The organism is Candidatus Pantoea edessiphila (assembly GCF_002933345.1).
In the GTDB taxonomy this organism is placed as follows: Bacteria; Pseudomonadota; Gammaproteobacteria; order Enterobacterales; family Enterobacteriaceae; genus Pantoea_C.
This window is the reverse complement of sequence record NZ_PDKR01000001.1, coordinates 260995-282135: the sequence shown is the minus strand read 5'-3', so window position 1 is coordinate 282135 and position 21141 is coordinate 260995. Positions and strand designations below refer to the sequence as shown.

Sequence of the window (21141 nt, the reverse complement as noted above, 5' to 3'; positions counted from 1 at the left end):
GCTTCGATACTTCTCTATATATCGTTTTGATTATACAATTGCCATGATCAGTTTTTTTAAATGTTTATAGCAATTGCTAATAATTATAATTTTCGGTATAAAATTAAATTTACTATAAATTTTTATTACTATAAAATTTAATAAATGTTCAGATAGGATACTGAATATGTTTGGAACAAGTATTATTGGAAACCTTATTAAGGGAATAAAAAGAGTTAAATTAGTATTATTAGGACCAGCATTTGTTGCTGCAATAGGTTATATTGATCCTGGTAATTTTGTAACTAATATTCAAGCTGGTACTGCTTATGGATATAAATTATTATGGGTAATAGTATGGGCAAATATTATGGGCATGGTAATACAATTAATGTCTGCTAAATTAGGAATTGTTACTGGTAAAAATCTAGCTGAACATATTAGAGATAGATTTTCGCCTCCATTAGTTTGGTTTTATTGGATTCAAGCTGAAATTATTGCTATAGCAACTGATTTAGCAGAGTTTCTTGGAGCTTCACTTGGTTTTAAATTATTATTAGATATTACTCTTTTTCAGGGAGCAATTTTAACTGGAATAGCTACTTTTTTAATTTTATTTCTTCAAAATTATGGTCAAAAATACATTGAAATAGTAGTTGGTTCTTTATTGATTTTTGTAGCTGGTGCATATGCTGTTGAGTTATTTTTTTCAAAACCAAAAATTAATGAATTATTTATGGGTATTGCTTTGCCTGTATTACCAAATCTCGAGACAGTATTTTTTTCAGCCGCCATATTAGGAGCAACTATTATGCCGCATGTGATATATTTGCATTCGGCTCTAACTCAATCTAGTGATGGTAATAGTAGCATAAAAGAACGTTATACATCTGCTAAATTAGACGTAATAATTGCTATGACTATTGCTGGTTTTGTAAATTTAGCTATCATGGCAACTGCCGCTGCGGTTTTTCATTTTAGCGGATTTACTAGCATTAATAAATTAGATCAAGCCTACTTAACTTTAAAACCAATTTTAGGACAAGCTGCAGCAACTATTTTTAGCTTAAGCTTAGTAGTAGCAGGTCTATCATCTACAGTAGTTGGTACAATGGCAGGTCAAGTTGTAATGCAGGGTTTTGTACATTTTAAAATACCTTTATGGTTTAGAAGAACTATAACCATGATACCATCTTTTATTGTGATTTGGGTAGGTTGGGATATAGCACATATTTTAATTTTAAGCCAAGTATTTTTAAGCTTTGGCATAGCATTAGCACTGGTTCCTTTAATTTCTTTTACAAGCAATCATGAAATAATGGGTGATAAAATGGCTAATTCATACCTATTACATAATATAGCCATATTGATCACATTAATTGTAGTTGTATTAAATGTTTATCTTATAGTAGGAGAACTTATGGGTAATATAACACCATTTTAAAATTAATTTTTAAATTATATATTTTAGATTAATATTGGAGTTAAAGTTAGCTATGCGATTTATAATTTAATACCTATGACATTCATTATAAATTAATCTAAAAAAATGTAATTATGTATGCTTGACCAATTAAGTCTTATTATTTTAATAATAATTTGATTTTTTTAAAAAATTAAGTGTTTTTTTGCTAGTTAATATGTCCCCTACAGGAATCGAACCTGTAATTAACCCTTAGGAGGGGTTCGTTATGTCCATTTAACTAAGAGGACTTATAAATTTAAATTTTTTAATTAAAATTGTTGTTAATAATAGTATGTTAACATCTAGTTATATTAAGTCTAGTTATATTAAGATTTTAATCTATATTATTTAATAATTTTAAGTCATAAATTTTATACAGTTAAAAATCAGTTTTATTGAGAGAAGGTTTTTGTTAACTAAAATAATTAATCCTTTAAGTAGTAGTCTAAAAATAATTATCTAAAATTAATTTTAAACTAAAAATTATAATTTTATTACATGGATATGATACAGCTATATCATTAATATAATTTTACTTCGGTTTCGAACATATAATTAAACATATAATTATTATAAAATAATTTCAATTAAAGATAATTATTATTATAAACTTGGAGTTTTTATGCAAATTTTTATCATGAGACATGGTGATGCTTTATTAGGAGCAAAAAGCGATAAAAATAGGTCTTTAACGCTGCGTGGTATTAATGAATCATGTCTTATTGCAAATTGGCTTAAAGATAATGATGTTTATATTGAATCAGTGCTAATTAGCCCTTATAAAAGAACAATACAAACCTTTTTGACAATAAAAGATATTTTGAAATTTACAAGTCAAGACATCAATTTAGATTTAACACCAGACGGAAAGTCTTTATCAGTTATTCAATATATAAAAAGAATGCAAAGTCAAGGAATAAAATCGGTGTTATTAATATCACATTTACCATTAATAATTAATTTAATTAATGTTCTGTGTCCTGAAGAAAAATTAATTGAATTTGCAACCTCTTCTATTGTTTTTATAAATTTTTGCTTTATTACAAAAAAGCATAAGATAGTATGGTTAATCAATCCATCTGATATTATAAAATAAGAAAAATAAACCACATTTATTATATAGATTACTTATAACGTATTTAATTTATTTTACTTTATTAATTTACTGCCAAAAGTTTATTAAACAATTCTTCATATTAATTAAAAAAGATTTTAAAAGCAAACTAGTTTATATTTTATTAATTTAAAAAGCATGTATTAAAATTTATTTATCATTTTCTTTGATATTGTCTTATATCTTATTATTTTATTTCTTTTTTTTATAAGTTAAATTAAAATTACTATATTAAAAGGTGTTTAATATGGATCAAATTCTTATTGAAGAAGCATTAAATGAACTTAGTACTATTCAAGATATGCTTCGCTGGGCAGTAAGCAGTTTTGTAGATGCTAAAATCTGCTATGGACATGGTACAGATAATCCTTGGGATGAAGCAGTCCAATTAATTCTTCCTGCCATTTTTTTACCAATAGATATTCATGAAGAAATTAGTAGTGCACGTTTAACTACAAGTGAACGTAATCGCATTATAAAATTTGTAGCACGTCGTGTTAATGAATATATTCCGTCTGCTTACTTAACTAATAAATCTTGGTTTTGTGGTTATGAATTCTATGTTGATAAAAGAGTAATTATACCACGTTCTCCAATTGGTGAATTAATAAAAAGTAATTTCATAGGCTTAATTAAACATCCACCTAATTACATTTTAGATATGTGTACTGGCAGTGGTTGTATTGCAATAGCCTGTGGTTATAATTTTCCAGAATCTACAATTGATGCAGTTGACATTTCTAAAGAGGCTTTAGATGTTGCTAAAAAAAATCTTAGAAAGCATCATTTAATAAAAAATGTTAATTTAGTTAAATCTAATTTATTTTGTAAATTACCTAATATAAAGTATGATCTTATTATTACTAATCCACCATATGTTAGTATGAAAGAGCTAGATATGTTACCTGATGAGTATCATCATGAACCTAAAATAGGGTTATTATCTGGTAGTGACGGTTTAAAAATTATAAATCTTATTTTAGATGGAGCTCCAAATTATCTTAGTGATGACGGTATTCTTATTTGTGAAGTAGGTAATAATAAAACAAAAATGATTGAGCAATATCCAAATATACCTTTTACTTGGTTAAAATTAGATAATGGTGGTGATGGAGTTTTTATGATAACACGTAAACAACTTAATTAATGTACAATTTTCTTTTTAGGTAGATTAAATAATAATCAAAAAGGAAAATATATGGCTGGGAATAGTATTGGACAAATTTTTAGAGTAACAACATTTGGCGAATCGCATGGAATAGCATTAGGTTGTATTATTGATGGAGTGCCACCTGGAATTCCATTAAATGAATCCTTAATACAAAGTGACCTTAATCGTCGGCGTCCAGGTTTTTCCAATTATACTACACAACGCAAAGAATTAGATCAAGTAATAATACTATCAGGTTTATTTAAAGGTATTACAACAGGAACTCCAATAGGTTTATTCATTGCAAATAATGATTGTCGTTCACAGGATTACAATAATATAAAAGATTTATTTCGCCCAGGACATGCTGATTATACTTATGAAAAGAAATATGGGATACGTGACTATAGAGGTGGTGGTCGTTCTTCAGCTCGCGAGACTGCTATGCGCGTAGCAGCAGGTGCAATTGCAAAAAATTATTTAAAGATGAAACACGGAATATTAATCAGAGGATATTTATCACAAATTGGAAATATTAATTGCGATTTTAAAAATTGGAATGTTATTGAAACAAATCCTTTTTTCTGTCCTGATCCAAATAAATTAGATTTATTAGCTAAATTAATACGTTCTTTAAAAAAAGAAGGTGATTCTATTGGAGCTAAAATTACAGTAACTGCTGAAAATGTACCTCCTGGACTAGGTGAACCAGTTTTTGATAGATTGGATGCAGATTTAGCTCATGCTCTAATGAGCATCAATGCAGTAAAAGGAGTAGAAATTGGTGATGGTTTTGCAGTAGTAAATCAAAAAGGTAGTCAACATAGAGATGAAATTGGCAATAATGGCTTTCAAAGTAATCATGCTGGAGGAGTTTTAGGAGGTATTAGCAGTGGTCAAATTATTATTGCTAATATAGCAATAAAACCTACTTCTAGTATCACAAAACCAGGAAATACAATTAATAAAAATGGCGAAACAACAAAGATAGTAACTAAAGGGCGTCATGATCCATGTGTAGGCATTCGTGCTGTCCCTATCGCTGAAGCAATGATGGCTATTATATTAATGGATCATTTATTAAGAAATAATGCTCAATGTTCTGATATAATTTCTATTCAATCTTATCAACGATAATTAATTTAATTTTCTTAAATAATACAATAATTTATATTGTTTAAAGTTGATTTAATTGATACAACAATAATTGTACTATAATTTATTTTTAATAATATTAAACATTATTTAATGATAACTACTAAAATAATTTATATAAAATTATAAAAGTCTTATATTATGCTTAAAAATTAAAAAATTAAATTTTTAAGATTCTAAAAATAAATAATAAGTTTTACTCTAATTTTAAGTTATCTCGGATGAGGTTTTAATGAAATCTGCTGTAATTACTGGTTTAGGAATAATTTCTAGTATTGGAAACACTCAGAAAGAAGTATTGGATTCCCTTATTGAAGGTCGCTCTGGTATAAATTTTTCTGAAGAAATGAAAAATTCTGGAATGCGTAGTCAAGTTTGGGGTGATATTAAATTAGATACTACTGGTTTAATTGATAGGAAGATTTTAAGATTTATGAGTGATGCGTCTATTTATTCTTATCTTTCGATGAAAGAAGCCATTAGAGATGCAGGATTAAAAGTTCAGATGTATCAAAATAATCCTCGTGTTGGTTTAATCGCTGGCTCAGGAGGAGGATCTCCACGTTTTCAAGTATTTGGTGCTGATGCAATGCGAAGTCCACGTGGTTTAAAAGCAGTAGGTCCTTATATAGTAACTAAAGCTATGGCTTCATCAATTTCTGCTTGTCTCGCTACAGCTTTTAAAATTCATGGTGTAAATTATTCAATTAGTTCTGCATGTGCTACTTCTGCACATTGTATTGGTAATGCAGTAGAACAAATTCAACTAGGCAAGCAAGATATTATATTTGCAGGTGGAGGTGAAGAATTAAGTTGGGAAATGGCTTGTGAATTCGATGCTATGGGTGCATTATCAATAGGTTATAATAACAATCCTAAACAATCTTCTCGAGCTTATGATGAAAAACGTGATGGTTTTGTCATTGCAGGTGGTGGTGGGATAATTGTAGTAGAAGAATTAAAACATGCTTTGAATCGTGGTGCTCATATTTATGCTGAAATTATTGGTTATGCAGCTACATCAGATGGTGTAGATATGGTTATTCCTTCTGGTGATGGCGCAGTGCGTTGTATGAAAATGGCAATGCAAAATTACACATGTCCTCTTAATATTGATTACTTGAATAGTCATGGAACTTCAACAATAATTGGAGATAAAATAGAGTTAGAAGCAATTCGCAAAGTTTTTGGTAATAATATACCTAGTATATCTTCTACTAAATCTATAACTGGTCATTCATTAGGTGCATCTGGTGTACATGAAGCAATTTATTGTTTATTAATGTTAGAATATGGGTTTATAGCACCAAGTATTAATATTGAATCTTTAGATATATCTGCTGTAGGAATGAATATTATTACCCAAACTAAAAAAAAGGCTCTTAAAACTGTTATGTCTAATAGTTTTGGTTTTGGTGGTACTAATGCTACTTTAATAATGCGTAAATATTAGTTTAATTGTGAAATTACTTTTATAAAATAAAAATTTTTATTATTATAATTTAGTATATCAATATCTTATATTTTAGTTTTTTATAATTTTAAATTAACATTCACATCAGATATTAACTTACTAATCCTTAAAATCTTAGTAAGTTGTAAGTTATAATTTAATTTTTGGAAAAGATCATTTTTATTAAATCTAATCTAAAATATGATGTTTTATTTTTAATTAGATAATAATTAAAAATTATTTGTTATTTAAATATTATAATAAATAAAAAAACTTTAAAAATATTAACAAATATAAATAGTATAAAATTTTAACAGATATGTGGTAAGGATAATATAGTTTATCAGTCTATTTACTGAAAAATGAATATTAGTGCTTAACATATTACTGTTTATTTAAAAAACAAAAACTTATCTGATAATCTAAATTATATACTGATGATTATTTATTGATATTATATAAAATAATCCCTAAATTAAGGTTTTTGTTTATAAAATAATTTTATTTATAATACATTTTACTTGCAATATATGTATAAAATTGATCTTATTTATTATTTAAAATTTAAAAATTTTTAACAAATATATTTATTATCTAAAATAATAATTAGGTTTATTATTTTATGTTAATTTTATGTATATTTTATTAAATATAACTGAAAATAACTTTAAATATTAATAATGTTTTCTTTAATTAATCTATTTATGAAATATTTATTTCAGACTAATAGTCTTAATTTCAAATAAAAATAATGATGTTATTTTAAATAATAAATTATTAAATAAATAAAATGTAAAAGAGGTATTTTTATTAAAATTTCAAAAAAAATAGCGCTTTGTGTTGAATACGATGGCACTAAATATCATGGATGGCAACGTCAAGCAGATGCGCTTAGTATACAAGAAGAATTAGAACATGCTTTATCACAAATAGCTAATCATTCAATAAATGTTTTTTGTGCTGGACGTACAGATGCAGGCGTACACAGTACTGGGCAGATAGTACATTTTAAAACAAATACTCAGCGTAGTATTGAAGCTTGGACATCAGGTGTTAATACTAATTTGCCAGATAGTATTTCTATTATTTGGGCTAAAGTAGTTTCTGATAAATTTCATGCTAGATTTAGCGCTACAGCACGTAGATATCGTTATATTATTTATAATAATCACCTTCGTCCATCCATTTTTATCAATGGCTTAGCTCATATTCATTACCCTTTGGATGAAAAAAAGATGGAACATGCTGGTAGTTTTTTGATAGGAGAACATGATTTTACGTCTTTTTGTGATTCTTCTAGTCAATTAAGTAACCATAGACGTAATTTAATTCATCTTAATGTAATACGTCAAGGAAAATATGTAGTAATTGATGTTAAAGCAAATGCTTTTTTATATCATATGGTTCGTAATATTGTCGGAAATTTAATTGATATTGGATGCGGAAAAAAATCATCATCTTGGATGAAAACACTTTTACTAGCAAAAAATAGAATACTTGGATTAGCAACAGCAAAAGCAAAAGGGTTGTATTTAGTCGAAGTAGATTATCCTTTATGTTTTTGCTTACCTAAATCACCGATAGGACCACTATTTTTCTAAAATATAAATAGAATTAATCATTTTTTAATAAACAATAGTTTATTAAAATTTATTAAATTTACTTTAAATGTATTTTTACTTTATTACTAATATAATATTAATTAAATAAGATTATACATTAAATATCTTTATGTAAAGATAATGTTGATTAATTTAAAATTAATATCAATTAGAATATTAATACATTATACATGGATAAGTCATAAATGAGTTGGATAGAACGAATACCTAATAAAAAAAAAATTGTTCCTATTATACGTCGTAATATACCAGATGGTATATGGACTAAATGTGATAAATGTTGTCAAATATTATACCGTATTGAACTAGAACGTAATTTTAAAGTATGTCCAAAATGTGATCACCACATGAGAATAAAAGCCAGAGATCGTTTAAACAGTTTATTAGATCAAAACACTACATTAGAATTAGGCAAAGAATTTAAACCTAAAGATTTACTTAAATTTCGTGATTCAAAAAAATATATAGATCGCTTGCTAAATGCTCAAAAAGAAACTGGTGAAAAGGATGCATTAGTAGTTATGAAAGGACGATTATACAATATTCCAATTGTAGCTGCAGCATTTGAATTTAATTTTATGGGTGGATCGATGGGATCAGTAGTTGGTTCTCGTTTTGTGCGTGCAGTAGAACAAGTTATTAAAGATAATTGTCCATTAATTTGTTTCTCTTCTAGTGGTGGTGCACGAATGCAGGAAGCTTTAATATCTTTAATGCAAATGGCTAAGACTAGTGCAGCATTAGCTAAAATGAAGAATTTAGGTATACCTTATATTTCTGTGCTTACCGATCCAACTATGGGAGGTGTTTCTGCTAGTTTTGCTATGTTAGGTGATCTCAATATAGCGGAGCCAAAAGCTTTAATAGGATTTGCTGGGCCTAGAATTATTGAACAAACAGTAAGAGAAAAACTTCCTTTAGGTTTTCAACGTAGTGAATTTCTCATAGAAAAAGGTGCTATTGATATGATAATTAGGAGACCTCAAATGCGTTATAAATTAGCAAACATATTATCAAAATTAATGAATTTACCTGCACCAGCGATTGATAATAATGAAAAATTTGTTTTTATAAATAAACAACAATAATTATTAAAATTAATTTACATATCAAGTCTTATTTAATAAGACACCAATTATAAAAAAGGAAAATAGATATAAAAAATAATATAAAACTACCAAAACAGACAGATTCATTAGCATCATGGCTCAATTATTTAGAATTTATTAATAAACAAACTTGTTTAGACACAAAAAGCATAAAATTAGTAGCAAAAAGTTTAAAATTATTACAACCTAAAGAATTTGTTTTTATTGTATCTGGGACTAATGGTAAGGGTACTACTTGTCGTGTTATAGAAATGTTATTAATACAAGCTGGCTACCGTGTTGGCGTGTATAGTTCACCACATTTTTTAAATTATACTGAGAGGATTCGTATTCAAGGTAATTTATTAGATGAGAAACAACATATTTATAGCTTTATAGAAATTGAAAAAAAACGTATTAATAATTTATTAACTTATTTCGAATTTAGTACACTTTCAGCACTAATACTATTTAAACAATCAAACCTCGATGTAATTATTTTAGAAGTAGGTGTTGGTGGTAGACTTGATGCTACTAATATAATTGACGCAGATGTTGCAATTATTACTAACATAGCTCTTGATCATATGGATCTACTAGGTTCAGATAGAGAAAAAATTAGTATCGAAAAAGCTGGAATATTTCGTTCAGGGAAATTAGCAATAATAGGTGAACCTGATATACCTTATAAATTTAAAATAATCGCAAAAGAAAAAAGAACAACATTATTAAAAGTTAATAAAGATTGGTTTTATTATAAAAAAAAGAACAGTTGGTCTTTATTTGATAGATATGGATTATTAAATAATTTACCTTTTACGCAAATTCCATTATCTAATGTCGCTGTTGCTCTAATAGCTTTGCGTACTTCAGGATTTAAAATACCTACAAAAATTATTTATGAACAATTACCATTAATAAATTTACCAGGTAGATTTCAAACTATATGTAAATCACCACATATTATTCTTGATGTAGCTCATAATCCACATGCAGCAAATTATTTATCTCATCGTTTAAATAAATTACTAAAAAGAGGTAAAACACATGCAGTAGTAGGTATGTTAAAAGATAAAGATATTAAGGGAACTTTAATTGCTTTAATTAATCAAATAGATTACTGGTATTGTGCTACTTTAAATTGTCCACGAGGAGCTAAAGCTGATCAACTTGCATTATACCTACAGAATTCATATATTTTTTCAGATATTAAAAGTGCATGGCAAAAAGCACTTGAAAATGCAGAACCTAAAGATATCATTTTAGTATTCGGTTCATTTATAACTGTAACTGAAATTATGAAAATAACTTCAATAAATAAACTTTTTGATAAACACTAAAATTTCAATTTGTTAAATAATATATTATTAGATAATTAGTACAAGTTATTATAAATAAATATATTTATCTTAGTAAAGAAATAGTGTAAATATATATTAGTTAAATGTAATCTGATTTTAAATTTAATCACGTAATTAAATTATTTTAAATATTAAAAAATTAGTAAAATTTAACTTTTTAAAACAGTAAAATATTATTTTTTGGTTCTAATGATTTTAAATACTTAAAATATTAATTTATTCTTTTATTAATATACAATTAAATTTATTTAAATGTTTAATCAAATAACATACATTATATTTAGATTTTACTGTTTAAATATTAATTATTATTGATAATAAACTTTAAAATATACGGATGGATAATAAAATGATTTGGATTGACTATCTTATAATTATAGTTATTAGCATTTCAATTGTTATTAGTCTATTTCGTGGATTTATACATGAGGCTTTATCTCTAACCACTTGGATATGTGCATTTTATGTATCTCATCAGTCTCATCAATATGTTATGAAATGGATTTCAGATTTTTACGGAAATAATTTAATTAGTAAAATTATATCCTTGGTGATACCTTTTATCATGACTATGATTACAGGGACAATATTAAGTAATATTATTAGATTTTTAATAAAAAAAAGGGGCTTATCAAGCACTGATAGAATATTAGGAATGTGTTTTGGAGCAATCAGAGGTATTTTAGTAATGGCTTTAATTATTTTTTGCATGAACGTTTTTACTGATATTCCAAAAGATGAAGATTGGAAAAGATCCCATTTAATTCCTCATATTAATTATGTTGTTAGAATTTTATTTGATTATTTAAAAACATATAGAATCTTTCGTTTTGATGAAAATGCTGAAAAATCATTTTCGACAAGGAAATAATAACATGTGTGGTATCGTTGGTATTGTTGGTTTTGTGCCAATAAACCAATCTCTATATGATGCTTTAACAGTGCTGCAACATCGAGGACAAGATGCTGCAGGTATTTGTTCTATAGATAAATTAAATTGTTTTCGTTTAAGGAAAGCCAATGGTTTAGTAAAAGATGTTTTTAAAAAAAAACATTTGAAATATTTAAAAGGTAATATAGGAATTGGTCATGTTAGGTATTTGACGGCAGGTAGCTCAAGTTCTTTTGAAGCACAACCACTGTATGTTAATTTTCCTTATGGGATTACTCTAGCACATAATGGTAATTTAACTAATGCTAGTGAATTAAGAAATAGTTTATTTAAAAACAATCGTCGTTATATTGACACAACTTCAGATTCGGAGGTTTTGTTAAATATATTTGCTCAAGAATTAAGTCTTTTTAAAGATAATGCTTTACTTCAATCTAACGATATATTCAAAGCAGTCAATAGTGTTCATCAACGAATAAGAGGTGGTTATGCAGTAGTTTCTATGATAATTGGCCATGGAATAGTAGCATTTAGGGATCCTAATGGAATACGTCCAATTGTATTGGGAAAACGTATTCTTATAGATGGACGCATTGAATATATGGTTGCCTCAGAAAGCGTAGCTTTAGATACAGTTGGTTTTGAATTTATTAGAGATATTGAACCAGGAGAAGCTGTTTTCATTAATCAGAAAGGTCAATTGTTTGCTAATCAATGTGCTAAAAATCCAAAAAAAAATCCATGTCTATTCGAATATGTTTATTTCGCTAGACCTGATTCTTTTTTGGATAAAATATCTGTTTATAGTGCAAGAATTAGAATGGGTACTAAACTTGGCAAAAAAATTTCTTGTAAATGGAAACATCTCAATATAGATGTTGTAATTCCAATTCCAGAAACCTCTAATGAGATTGCATTAGAAATAGCACATGTTATTAATAAACCATATCGTCATGGTTTTGTAAAAAATAGGTATATTGGTCGTACGTTTATAATGAAAGGGAAAAATTTACGTAATATAGCATTGAAACATAAACTTAATGTTAATAGAACTGAGTTTATTAATAAAAATATATTACTGGTAGATGATTCTATCATTAGTGGTACTACTTCAATAAAAATCATAGAAATGGCACGTAAAGCTGGAGCAAAAAATATTTATTTTGCTTCTGCTTCACCAGAAATTAGATTTCCAAATTTTTATGGTATTAATATGCCAAGCTCAACAGAGCTTATTGCATATGGTCGTAAATTAGAAGAAATTCGTAAAATATTAAAGGCAGATGAATTAATTTTTCAAGATCTGAATGATTTAATTGAAGCAGTACGTGAAGAAAATAAAGATATTGTTAAATTTGAATGTTCAGTTTTTGACGGTATCTATATAACTAAGGATATCGATAAAGAATATTTAAGTAAATATAAAACTGACTAAAATATTTTTATAATATACATCATAAAGATAAATCAGTTATTTCTATTTTATATAGATAAAATTAATATCATAGATACTATGATAAGGTCGAGTGATGAAAAGACTTATTATTGGTATTACAGGAGCTAGTGGTATTATTTATGGCTTACGTATGCTTCAAGTATTAAAAAAAGTAAAAGAACTAGAGACCCATCTTATAATGAGCCAATCATCCTACCATACACTAAAAATAGAAAATGATTGTAGTTTACATGATATCCAAAAATTAGCAACTGTAGTACATAATGTTCAAAATTTAGCCGCTAGTGTTTCATCAGGTTCTTTTAAAACTATTGGTATGATTATTTTACCATGTTCAATTAAAACGTTATCATGTATTGTTCACAGTTACAGTAATTCACTATTAATCCGTGCTGCTGATGTTGTATTAAAAGAAAAACGAAAATTAGTATTATGTTTAAGAGAAACACCGTTACATATTGGACATTTGCGCATGATGATTGCTGCTTCTGAATTAGGTGCTATTATCATGCCAACAACTCCAGCATTTTATCATTGTCCGAAAACGATTGACCAAATAATAGATCAAACAGTTAACCGCATTATTGATCAATTTGATATTGTTTTGTCAAAAGATTTATTTACACGTTGGAAAGGTATATAGAATTTTTAATTATTTAAAATTAATATTTATATAATGTGTTTTTTCTAAAATTTATTTATAATATTGTTATTTAGCATAATAATGCTATGATATTGGTCATTTATCCATTATTAAAATAATTAATTATTTTATAATATCTAATATTTATTTTTTTGTTTTTGTAATGATTGAATTACAGTTAATGCGATAGTATATATTATATCATCTACAGAAGCACCACGCGATAAATCATTCACTGGTTTACTTATCCCTTGTAACATTGGGCCAATAGACATTAAATTAGCTGAACGCTGTACAGCTTTATATGTAGTATTTCCTGTATTAAGATCGGGAAAAATAAATACGGTTGCTCGACCAGCTACTTTAGAATTTGGTGCTTTAGATTTAGCTACATCTTCAGTTATTGCTGCATCATATTGTAATGGACCATCAATTACTAAATCAGGACGTTTTTTTTGAGCAATAAGTGTTGCTTCGCGTACTTTATCAACATCATTACCCTTACCAGAGTTACCGGTAGAATAAGATATCATCGCAACACGTGGATCAATACCAAAAGCTTTAGCAGAATCAGCAGATTGAATTGCTATTTCAGCTAATTGAATAGGAGTTGGATTAGGGTTTATTGCACAATCTCCATATATAACAACTTGTTCAGGCAATAACATAAAAAAAATTGAAGAAACTAATGAATTATTAGATGTAGTTTTGATTATTTGCAATGATGGTTTAATCGTATCAGCTGTTGTGTGGATAGCACCAGAAACTAGACCATCCACCTCATTATTTTCTAACATCATAGTACCTAATACTATATTATCTTCAAGTTGTTTTTTTGCTATTAACATAGTCATGCCTTTATTTTTTCTTAATTCAACTAGTCTTGATATATATTTTTCTCTAATTGTAACTGGATTAATAATCTTGATACCAATATTTAAATTAATATTTTGTGTTAAAGCGATTTTTCTTATTTCATAAGGACATCCTAATAGGATACAACTAGCTATTTTACGTTCAGTACAAATTACTGCTGCTTTAATAATACGCAGTTCATTCCCTTCTGGAAGAACAATACATTTTTTTGCTTTGCGTGCTAGTGAAGTTAATTTATACCTAAATGCAGGTGGCGATAAATAATCAATATATTTAGGAGATAAGGTTAATGATTTAATCCAATTGGAATGTATAAAACTAGCAATATATTCTTGTGTTTTTTTTATACGATATGTATCATCAAATGGTATTTTAATATCAAATACTTGCAACTTATGATAAGTTTGCCAAATATTAGTAGTAACCAGAAATACTGGTAATCCAGTTTTAAAAGCATTCTCACACAATTTACTTATATGATTGTTAATTTTATAGTTTCCGGTTAATAAAATTGCAGAAATTTTTACTCCATTCATTACTGCCAAACAAATAGCAATAATCACTTCTGGACGATCAGCAGAAGTAATTACTAATGTTTCTGAATGTAAATTCTTCACTATATCTGATAGACTATAAATACAGAAAGTTATATGTTTAATACGTCTAATTTTCATATCACCTTCGTTAATAATTTTAGCACTAAGGTGATGATATATGTCTACTGCTCTGATTGTGATTAAATCACGGCTCCATGGTATTAATCCGAGCACTGGCAATGAATTATCGAGAAATAATTTTTTAAAATTAACGTGATTTTTTTTATTTATCTGAAAAGTATTATTTAAAACTTCTGAAGTATAATAATATATATAGTTACTCTTATTTGTAGGAATATTTATTTTGTTAATTATAACTCCAATTATATTTTTGTTTTTTATTCCACCAAAATTATTTTGAGTTAATTTGATATGATCTTTTATTTTTGATACAGAAATATTTTCTGTTGACATAACGAAAATAATTTCAGCATTTAATGCTTTAGCAATTTCGTAATTTAATGCAATAGAAAATTGATATTTTGTTGATATACCTTGAATCAATACCATTTCTGCAGTGTTTGAAGTAAAATGATATCTGTCTATAATTTCTTCTATTAAAATATCTTTTCTATTAGCACTTAACAGTGATTCAACAATTGTTATTTTTAATGACTTTTCTAGAGGAATTAAAGAATATTTACTAAAAATATCATTAGATTGATTTAATATATCATCTTGTATGATAGGTCTAAAAAATTTAATGTTGATGTTTTTTTGTTCTATAACTCTAATTACTCCAAGACAAACACTATTAAGACCTACATTATTACAAGTAGGAATAATTATAATTGCACGTGACAAGATTTAATCCTTAAAATTTATAAATTTTGAATATTTTTATTATTACAATTAGTCTAATAAATGCTATTTCGTTAAATTTACAGTCTCTTTAGCAATTATTAGTTCTTCATTTGTTGGAATCACTAATATTGGACGATAGTTTTTAATATTTATAAAGCCAGCTTTACCAAATCTATTATTTAGGTTTAAATTATGATTTAATTTAAAATTAAGTATTTTTAGTTTTTTTAACACAAAATTACGTACCATTGCAGAATTTTCTCCAATACCACCAGTAAAAACTAACGCATCAAGTCTACTATTCATTAATGTAGTATAACTACCAATATACTTTGCTACTCGATGACAAAATACATCCATAGCGCGCTTAGCTTCCTCTTTTATTTTATAATTATCTTCAATGTATCGACAATCACTTGTAATCCCAGTTAAACCTAATAGACCAGATTCCTTTGTTAGTAATTCATGAATTTTTTCTGTTGTCATTCCTAATGAATTATGCATAAAAAATATAATAGAAGGGTCAATATCACCGCTTCTTGTACCCATTACTAATCCTTCTAATGGGGTTAAACCCATTGATGTGTCAACACATATACCATTACGTATAGCAGATATCGAACAACCATTTCCTAAATGACAAGTAATAATATTTAATTCTTTTTGTTTTTTTTGTAATATCTTTGCAGTCTGTTGCATAACATATAAATGACTAATGCCATGTGCTCCATAGCGACGTATTCCATGATCTTTATAAAATCTATAAGGCAAAGCATATAGATATGAAGATTCTGGAATTGTTTTATGAAAAGTAGTATCAAATACTGCAACATTTCTCTTTGAAAGATGTGGAAATTTTTTCATCGATTCACTAATACCAATCAAATGTGCTGGAATGTGTAATGGTGCAAATAACGTAGCATTTTTAATCATTTTAATTACATCTTTATTTATTATTAAAGAACTATTTATATATCTACCACCATGCACTATACGATGTCCAATTGCATTTATTTTACTTAAAAGTTTAGGTTTTTGTTGTAGTATTTCTGACATAATAAATTTTAATGTTTCTTGATATGTAGTACCTTTATTTAATATTTTTTCTTGTTTTTGATATTCGAATTGCCATTTAATTCTTGTTTCTGAAAGATAGAAACACTCAGCTAAACCTGAAAGATATCTATTACCTGATGAATTTATTATAGTAAATTTAATTGAAGAACTACCACAGTTTAAAACTAATATTAATTTATTTAGCATATAATTGCCTTTTATAAAAATTTAATTAAATAAAATAGAAACAATAACAATTAGTTAAACTATTTCTTAAAATTTAATTATTAATTGTATATCATAGAAGTATTTTAGATTAAATTAAACATTTAACAAAAAAAATTCTAAAAAATTTCTATATTTAGAAAAGATTATAAATATGTTCTAAAAATAAAAAAGTTAATGCAAACTATTTCCAATAAATATAAATCTATTATTTTATAAATAAAATTATTTCCAATAAAAACTAAATTTATTTACTTAATCCAACAATATAAATGATTTTTAAAAATAATCTGTTGAATATTACATTAATCATATTGAGTACTAAAACAACAATTAAATGAAGTTTTACTTCATCATAAACTATATTACTATAAATTTAATTAGAAAAAATTTCTATTACAGTGATCAAAATAAATAACTAAAATAATTTTTTATAATATGATTGATATCAAAATAAATTTTATTTTCATTATATAAATAATATTAAATAATATATAAGCATCTTATTTAAGAATAATAAATAAAACAAATACAATTATCCATAGTTATTCAAGAATGATAATCATGGAAGATGAAATTAATGTTTTTCATTACTAGTATTTAAAAGAACTTAAAATTGATTGAATAATTATTTCAGAGATTTCGCTTTATATATTCAAAGTAAAATCTTTTATTATTTTACTAGAAATTCATATTCTTTAAAGGTATCATTCCTTTATACTTAATATAATTTCATTACTTTCTTTAATAAGAAGCAAAATTATTTAAAATCAATTTATTTATGTAAAATGTATTTTTAACTTATCAGATTTATTAACTTACAATGATTATTATCTTTCGTAATTAACGACAATTATTATATCTTAATTTAAGATAACAATATTTTTAGTTAAATAATTTTTTATAGTTTACTAAATTTATTTCATTTAATTTTAAAAATTTGAGATTTAAAACTTATAATTAAGTAATATTTTATTAAAATTATTACAATAAAATTAAATTCCAAAAATAATTTAAAATAAAAAGTTCAAATAATATATTAAGTTAGCTATATTTATAATAAGATTTAATTAATTAATAAATCTGAAATTATTCATTGCTTAACATGGATTTGCTTTTAAGATTCAATTTATAGAATTCCAATTAATACGTTAAATTATAAGGAGTTGTTAATGGTATGATAACAAATACTGAAATAACAGCTCAATACTGGGCTTTTACATCTTTTGTAATTATTGCATTTTGTTTTTGTTTTTTTATGCTATTTGGAGGTTGGTTTTTAGGTGGTAAATCACATGGACGCTACAAAAATATACCATTTGAATCTGGTATTAAATCAGTTGGTAATGCAAGGATTAGATTGTCAATTAAATTCTATCTAATTGCTATGCTATTCGTAATTTTTGATGTTGAAGCTCTTTTCTTATATATATGGGCTGTCTCAGTACGAGAAAATGGTTGGATAGGTTTTACAGAGGCAACTTTTTTCATTATAACAATTTTATTAAGTTTAATATATCTTATAAGATTGGGAGTATTCAATTGGAATCCTAAATATCACTAAATTATCAATAATTTAAAATTAATGATTGCTAATAAAAATAAACAATATTAAATATAGGTAAAACATTAATGGATTATACATTAACCAAAATAAACAGAAATAACAAAAACAATGATCATTACCCCTTACAAAAAAAACAAATTGTTAATGATCCTTTAGATCATAATATTAAACGTAATGTTTATATGGGAAAACTTAAATTTGCTTTAAATAATTTAGTTAATTGGGGACGTAAACATTCGCTTTGGCCATATAATTTTGGTCTTTCTTGTTGCTATGTTGAAATGACCACATCATTTACTGCAATTCATGATGTGGCAAGGTTTGGTTCTGAAGTTATACGTTCATCTCCACGTCAATCTGACTTTATGGTTATCGCTGGGACACCTTTCATAAAAATGGTTCCAGTGATTCAGCGGTTATATGATCAAATGTTAGAACCAAAGTGGGTTATTTCTATGGGTTCATGTGCTAACTCTGGTGGAATGTATGATATTTATTCAGTAGTCCAAGGTGTTGATAAATTTCTACCTGTTGATATTTATATCCCTGGTTGTCCACCACGTCCTGAAGCTTACATACAAGCGTTAAGGTTATTACAACAATCAATTGAAAAAGAACGTCGTCCACTATCATGGAAAATAGGAGATCAAGGAATTTATCGTGCTAATATGCAATCTGAAAGGACAAGAAAACAAAAAGAAAATATTTCGGTTGTTAATTTAAGATCACCTGATACAGTTTGATAATAAATTAAAACTTAAAATAAATAATTTATTTTTTATATAACTATAGTCTTATTAAATTATTTTACTATAGGTTAATAATGGTGATGAGTTTATGACAAACTTATCTACAACTAGTTTAGTTAAACCGATATTACAAAACAATGATCATCTAGATGATCCTATAATTAATGATCTATATAATAATTTTGGAGATAATTGCTTCACTGTTCAATCTACTAGTATTGGATCTTTAGTATTATGGATTCAAAGAGAAAATTTATTAAAAATAATCAAATTTTTAAATAACCTACCTGGTAGGTATGTGATGCTTTACGATCTGCATGGCATTGATGAGAGAGTACGTATTCAACGTAAAAATTTACCTTTAGCTGATTTCTGTGTTTTTTATCATTTGTTATCTATTCAACGAAATAAAGATATAATTATAAAGGTAGCTTTGTTAGAAAAAGATTTACATGTACCTACTATTACAAATATTTTTGTAAATGCTAATTGGTATGAAAGAGAAACATGGGAAATGTTTGGAATTATTTTTGATGGACATCCTCACCTTGTCAGAATTATTATGCCACAAAACTGGGAGGGTTATCCTTTACGCAAAGATTACCCTGCACGCGCTACTGAGTTCGATCCTTTTTTTCTTACAAAGCAAAAAGAAGATTTAGAAATGGAAGCTCTTACTCTTAATCCTGAAGATTGGGGTATGAAAAGCAGAACTGATAATGAAGATTTTATGTTTTTGAACCTTGGTCCTAATCATCCTTCCGTGCATGGTGCATTTCGCATTTTTCTTCAGCTGGATGGAGAAGAGATTGTTGATTGCGTTCCTGATATAGGTTATCACCATCGTGGAGCGGAAAAAATGGGAGAAAGACAATCCTGGCATAGTTATATTCCTTATACAGACCGTATTGAATATTTAGGCGGTTGTATTAATGAAATGCCTTATATACTTGCAGTAGAAAAATTAGCTGGAATAATTGTTCCTGATAGGGTAAATGTAATTCGTATAATGATTTCAGAACTATTTCGTATTAATAGTCACTTATTATATATTTCTACATTTATTAATGATACAGGTGCTATGACTCCAATTTTTTTAGCATTTACAGATCGTCAAAAAATTTATGATATAATCGAAGCTATTACTGGCTTTCGTATGCATCCAGCCTGGTTTAGGATAGGTGGTGTAGCACATGATCTACCTAAAGGTTGGCAATATCTGTTAAGTAATTTTCTTAAATGGATACCTAAAAGGATTAAAGAATATAGTTTAGTTGCATTAAATAATAAAATATTAATAGAAAGATCTAGAGGTATAGCTGCTTATACAAAAAAAGAAGCGTTAGCTTGGGGAACTACTGGAGCAGGATTAAGAGCAACTGGACTAGACTTTGATATAAGAAAATGGCGTCCTTATTCAGGTTATGAACATTTTGATTTTGAAATTCCAATTGGTAATGGTATTAGCGATGCTTATAATAGAGTTTGTTTAAAAGTAGAAGAGATATGGCAGTCATTATCTATTTTAGAACAATGTTTAAAGAACATGCCTCAAGGACCATTTAAAGCAGATCATCCACTTACTACTCCTCCGCCTAAAGAACATACATTGCAACATATAGAAACTCTCATTACACACTTTCTTCATGTGTCATGGGGACCTGTTATGCCAGCAAATGAATCATTTCAAATGATTGAAGCTACCAAAGGTATAAATAGTTATTATTTAATTAGCGATGGTGGTACAATGAGTTATCGTACACGTATACGTACTCCTAGTTTTCCTCATCTTCAACAAATACCTTCAGTAATTCGCGGTAGTTTAATATCCGATTTAATTGTTTATTTAGGTAGTATTGATTTTGTTATGTCAGATGTGGATAGATAATT

Annotated in this window: 15 protein-coding genes, 1 tRNA gene and 1 pseudogene; 14 read left to right on the top strand and 3 right to left on the bottom strand. The window is 26.7% G+C overall.

The genetic code is table 11. The features are described from left to right. Positions 1-166: 166 nt before the first annotated feature. Positions 167-1423, top strand: coding sequence for an Nramp family divalent metal transporter (locus CRV09_RS01310; RefSeq protein WP_136132327.1), 1257 nt, complete (start codon positions 167-169; stop codon positions 1421-1423). A gap of 197 nt (positions 1424-1620) precedes the next feature. On the opposite strand, the gene CRV09_RS01305 is transcribed toward CRV09_RS01310, so the two are convergent. Then, a tRNA-Arg gene (locus CRV09_RS01305) sits at positions 1621-1692 on the bottom strand. Positions 1693-2066: 374 nt separating this feature from the next. Here CRV09_RS01305 and sixA point away from each other — a divergent pair. The 10 genes and pseudogenes from sixA (at position 2067) to CRV09_RS01255 (ending at position 13378) form a co-directional block, all read left to right on the top strand. After that, positions 2067-2540, top strand: a complete 474-nt coding sequence (sixA, locus tag CRV09_RS01300) for a phosphohistidine phosphatase SixA (RefSeq protein ID WP_136132326.1) — start codon at positions 2067-2069, stop codon at positions 2538-2540. Positions 2541-2805: 265 nt separating this feature from the next. Next, complete coding sequence (gene prmB, locus CRV09_RS01295) at positions 2806-3705, top strand: 50S ribosomal protein L3 N(5)-glutamine methyltransferase (protein ID WP_136132325.1); 900 nt, start codon at positions 2806-2808, stop codon at positions 3703-3705. Positions 3706-3756: 51 nt separating this feature from the next. Beyond that, the gene (aroC, locus tag CRV09_RS01290; protein ID WP_136132324.1) at positions 3757-4845 is read left to right on the top strand and encodes a chorismate synthase; all 1089 of its coding nucleotides are present in this window, start codon (positions 3757-3759) and stop codon (positions 4843-4845) included. 250 nt (positions 4846-5095) lie between these two features. After that, positions 5096-6316, top strand: a complete 1221-nt coding sequence (gene fabB, locus CRV09_RS01285) for a beta-ketoacyl-ACP synthase I (RefSeq protein WP_136132323.1) — start codon at positions 5096-5098, stop codon at positions 6314-6316. Between the two features lie 803 nt (positions 6317-7119). Further along, the gene (gene truA / locus CRV09_RS01280) at positions 7120-7917 is read left to right on the top strand and encodes a tRNA pseudouridine(38-40) synthase TruA (RefSeq protein WP_136132322.1); all 798 of its coding nucleotides are present in this window, start codon (positions 7120-7122) and stop codon (positions 7915-7917) included. A 206-nt stretch (positions 7918-8123) separates the two neighbouring features. Beyond that, positions 8124-9026 (top strand): acetyl-CoA carboxylase, carboxyltransferase subunit beta, encoded by a 903-nt coding sequence (gene accD, locus CRV09_RS01275; protein WP_136132321.1) that lies wholly within the window; start codon positions 8124-8126, stop codon positions 9024-9026. Between the two features lie 68 nt (positions 9027-9094). After that, positions 9095-10366 carry a bifunctional tetrahydrofolate synthase/dihydrofolate synthase gene (gene folC, locus CRV09_RS01270; RefSeq protein ID WP_136132320.1) on the top strand — a complete coding sequence of 424 codons (1272 nt, stop codon included), beginning with the start codon at positions 9095-9097 and terminating at the stop codon, positions 10364-10366. Between the two features lie 370 nt (positions 10367-10736). Beyond that, on the top strand, positions 10737-11258 hold the full coding sequence (locus CRV09_RS01265) for a CvpA family protein (RefSeq protein WP_158675179.1): 522 nt from the start codon (positions 10737-10739) through the stop codon (positions 11256-11258). A 4-nt stretch (positions 11259-11262) separates the two neighbouring features. Next, a pseudogene (purF, locus tag CRV09_RS01260) lies at positions 11263-12693 on the top strand (amidophosphoribosyltransferase); the annotation flags it as partial. Positions 12694-12808: 115 nt separating this feature from the next. Beyond that, the gene (locus CRV09_RS01255; RefSeq protein ID WP_136132318.1) at positions 12809-13378 is read left to right on the top strand and encodes a UbiX family flavin prenyltransferase; all 570 of its coding nucleotides are present in this window, start codon (positions 12809-12811) and stop codon (positions 13376-13378) included. Between the two features lie 137 nt (positions 13379-13515). Here the strand turns inward: CRV09_RS01255 and pta are convergent, their stop codons facing one another. Then, complete coding sequence (gene pta / locus CRV09_RS01250) at positions 13516-15654, bottom strand: phosphate acetyltransferase (RefSeq protein WP_199733969.1); 2139 nt, start codon at positions 15652-15654, stop codon at positions 13516-13518. Positions 15655-15717: 63 nt separating this feature from the next. Then, on the bottom strand, positions 15718-16917 hold the full coding sequence (locus CRV09_RS01245; RefSeq protein ID WP_136132317.1) for an acetate kinase: 1200 nt from the start codon (positions 16915-16917) through the stop codon (positions 15718-15720). A gap of 1195 nt (positions 16918-18112) precedes the next feature. On the opposite strand from CRV09_RS01245, the gene ndhC reads away from it, so the two are divergent. The 3 genes from ndhC to nuoC all read left to right on the top strand — a co-directional run bounded on the left by ndhC (position 18113) and on the right by nuoC (position 21139). Further along, positions 18113-18499 (top strand): NADH-quinone oxidoreductase subunit A, encoded by a 387-nt coding sequence (gene ndhC, locus CRV09_RS01240; protein ID WP_136132316.1) that lies wholly within the window; start codon positions 18113-18115, stop codon positions 18497-18499. A gap of 68 nt (positions 18500-18567) precedes the next feature. Then, on the top strand, positions 18568-19245 hold the full coding sequence (locus CRV09_RS01235) for a NuoB/complex I 20 kDa subunit family protein (protein ID WP_136132315.1): 678 nt from the start codon (positions 18568-18570) through the stop codon (positions 19243-19245). Positions 19246-19339: 94 nt separating this feature from the next. Next, positions 19340-21139, top strand: coding sequence for an NADH-quinone oxidoreductase subunit C/D (gene nuoC, locus CRV09_RS01230; protein ID WP_136132314.1), 1800 nt, complete (start codon positions 19340-19342; stop codon positions 21137-21139). Positions 21140-21141: the final 2 nt, after the last annotated feature.

What these genes read in the sequence shown, in the direction of transcription:
- CRV09_RS01310 (WP_136132327.1), top strand. Translation starts at nt 167, where the DNA reads ATGTTTGGAACAAGTATTATTGGAAACCTTATTAAGGGAATAAAAAGA.
- sixA (WP_136132326.1), top strand. Translation starts at nt 2,067, where the DNA reads ATGCAAATTTTTATCATGAGACATGGTGATGCTTTATTAGGAGCAAAA.
- prmB (WP_136132325.1), top strand. Translation starts at nt 2,806, where the DNA reads ATGGATCAAATTCTTATTGAAGAAGCATTAAATGAACTTAGTACTATT.
- aroC (WP_136132324.1), top strand. Translation starts at nt 3,757, where the DNA reads ATGGCTGGGAATAGTATTGGACAAATTTTTAGAGTAACAACATTTGGC.
- fabB (WP_136132323.1), top strand. Translation starts at nt 5,096, where the DNA reads ATGAAATCTGCTGTAATTACTGGTTTAGGAATAATTTCTAGTATTGGA.
- accD (WP_136132321.1), top strand. Translation starts at nt 8,124, where the DNA reads ATGAGTTGGATAGAACGAATACCTAATAAAAAAAAAATTGTTCCTATT.
- CRV09_RS01265 (WP_158675179.1), top strand. Translation starts at nt 10,737, where the DNA reads ATGATTTGGATTGACTATCTTATAATTATAGTTATTAGCATTTCAATT.
- CRV09_RS01255 (WP_136132318.1), top strand. Translation starts at nt 12,809, where the DNA reads ATGAAAAGACTTATTATTGGTATTACAGGAGCTAGTGGTATTATTTAT.
- CRV09_RS01245 (WP_136132317.1), bottom strand. Translation starts at nt 16,917, where the DNA reads ATGCTAAATAAATTAATATTAGTTTTAAACTGTGGTAGTTCTTCAATT.
- ndhC (WP_136132316.1), top strand. Translation starts at nt 18,113, where the DNA reads ATGATAACAAATACTGAAATAACAGCTCAATACTGGGCTTTTACATCT.
- CRV09_RS01235 (WP_136132315.1), top strand. Translation starts at nt 18,568, where the DNA reads ATGGATTATACATTAACCAAAATAAACAGAAATAACAAAAACAATGAT.
- nuoC (WP_136132314.1), top strand. Translation starts at nt 19,340, where the DNA reads ATGACAAACTTATCTACAACTAGTTTAGTTAAACCGATATTACAAAAC.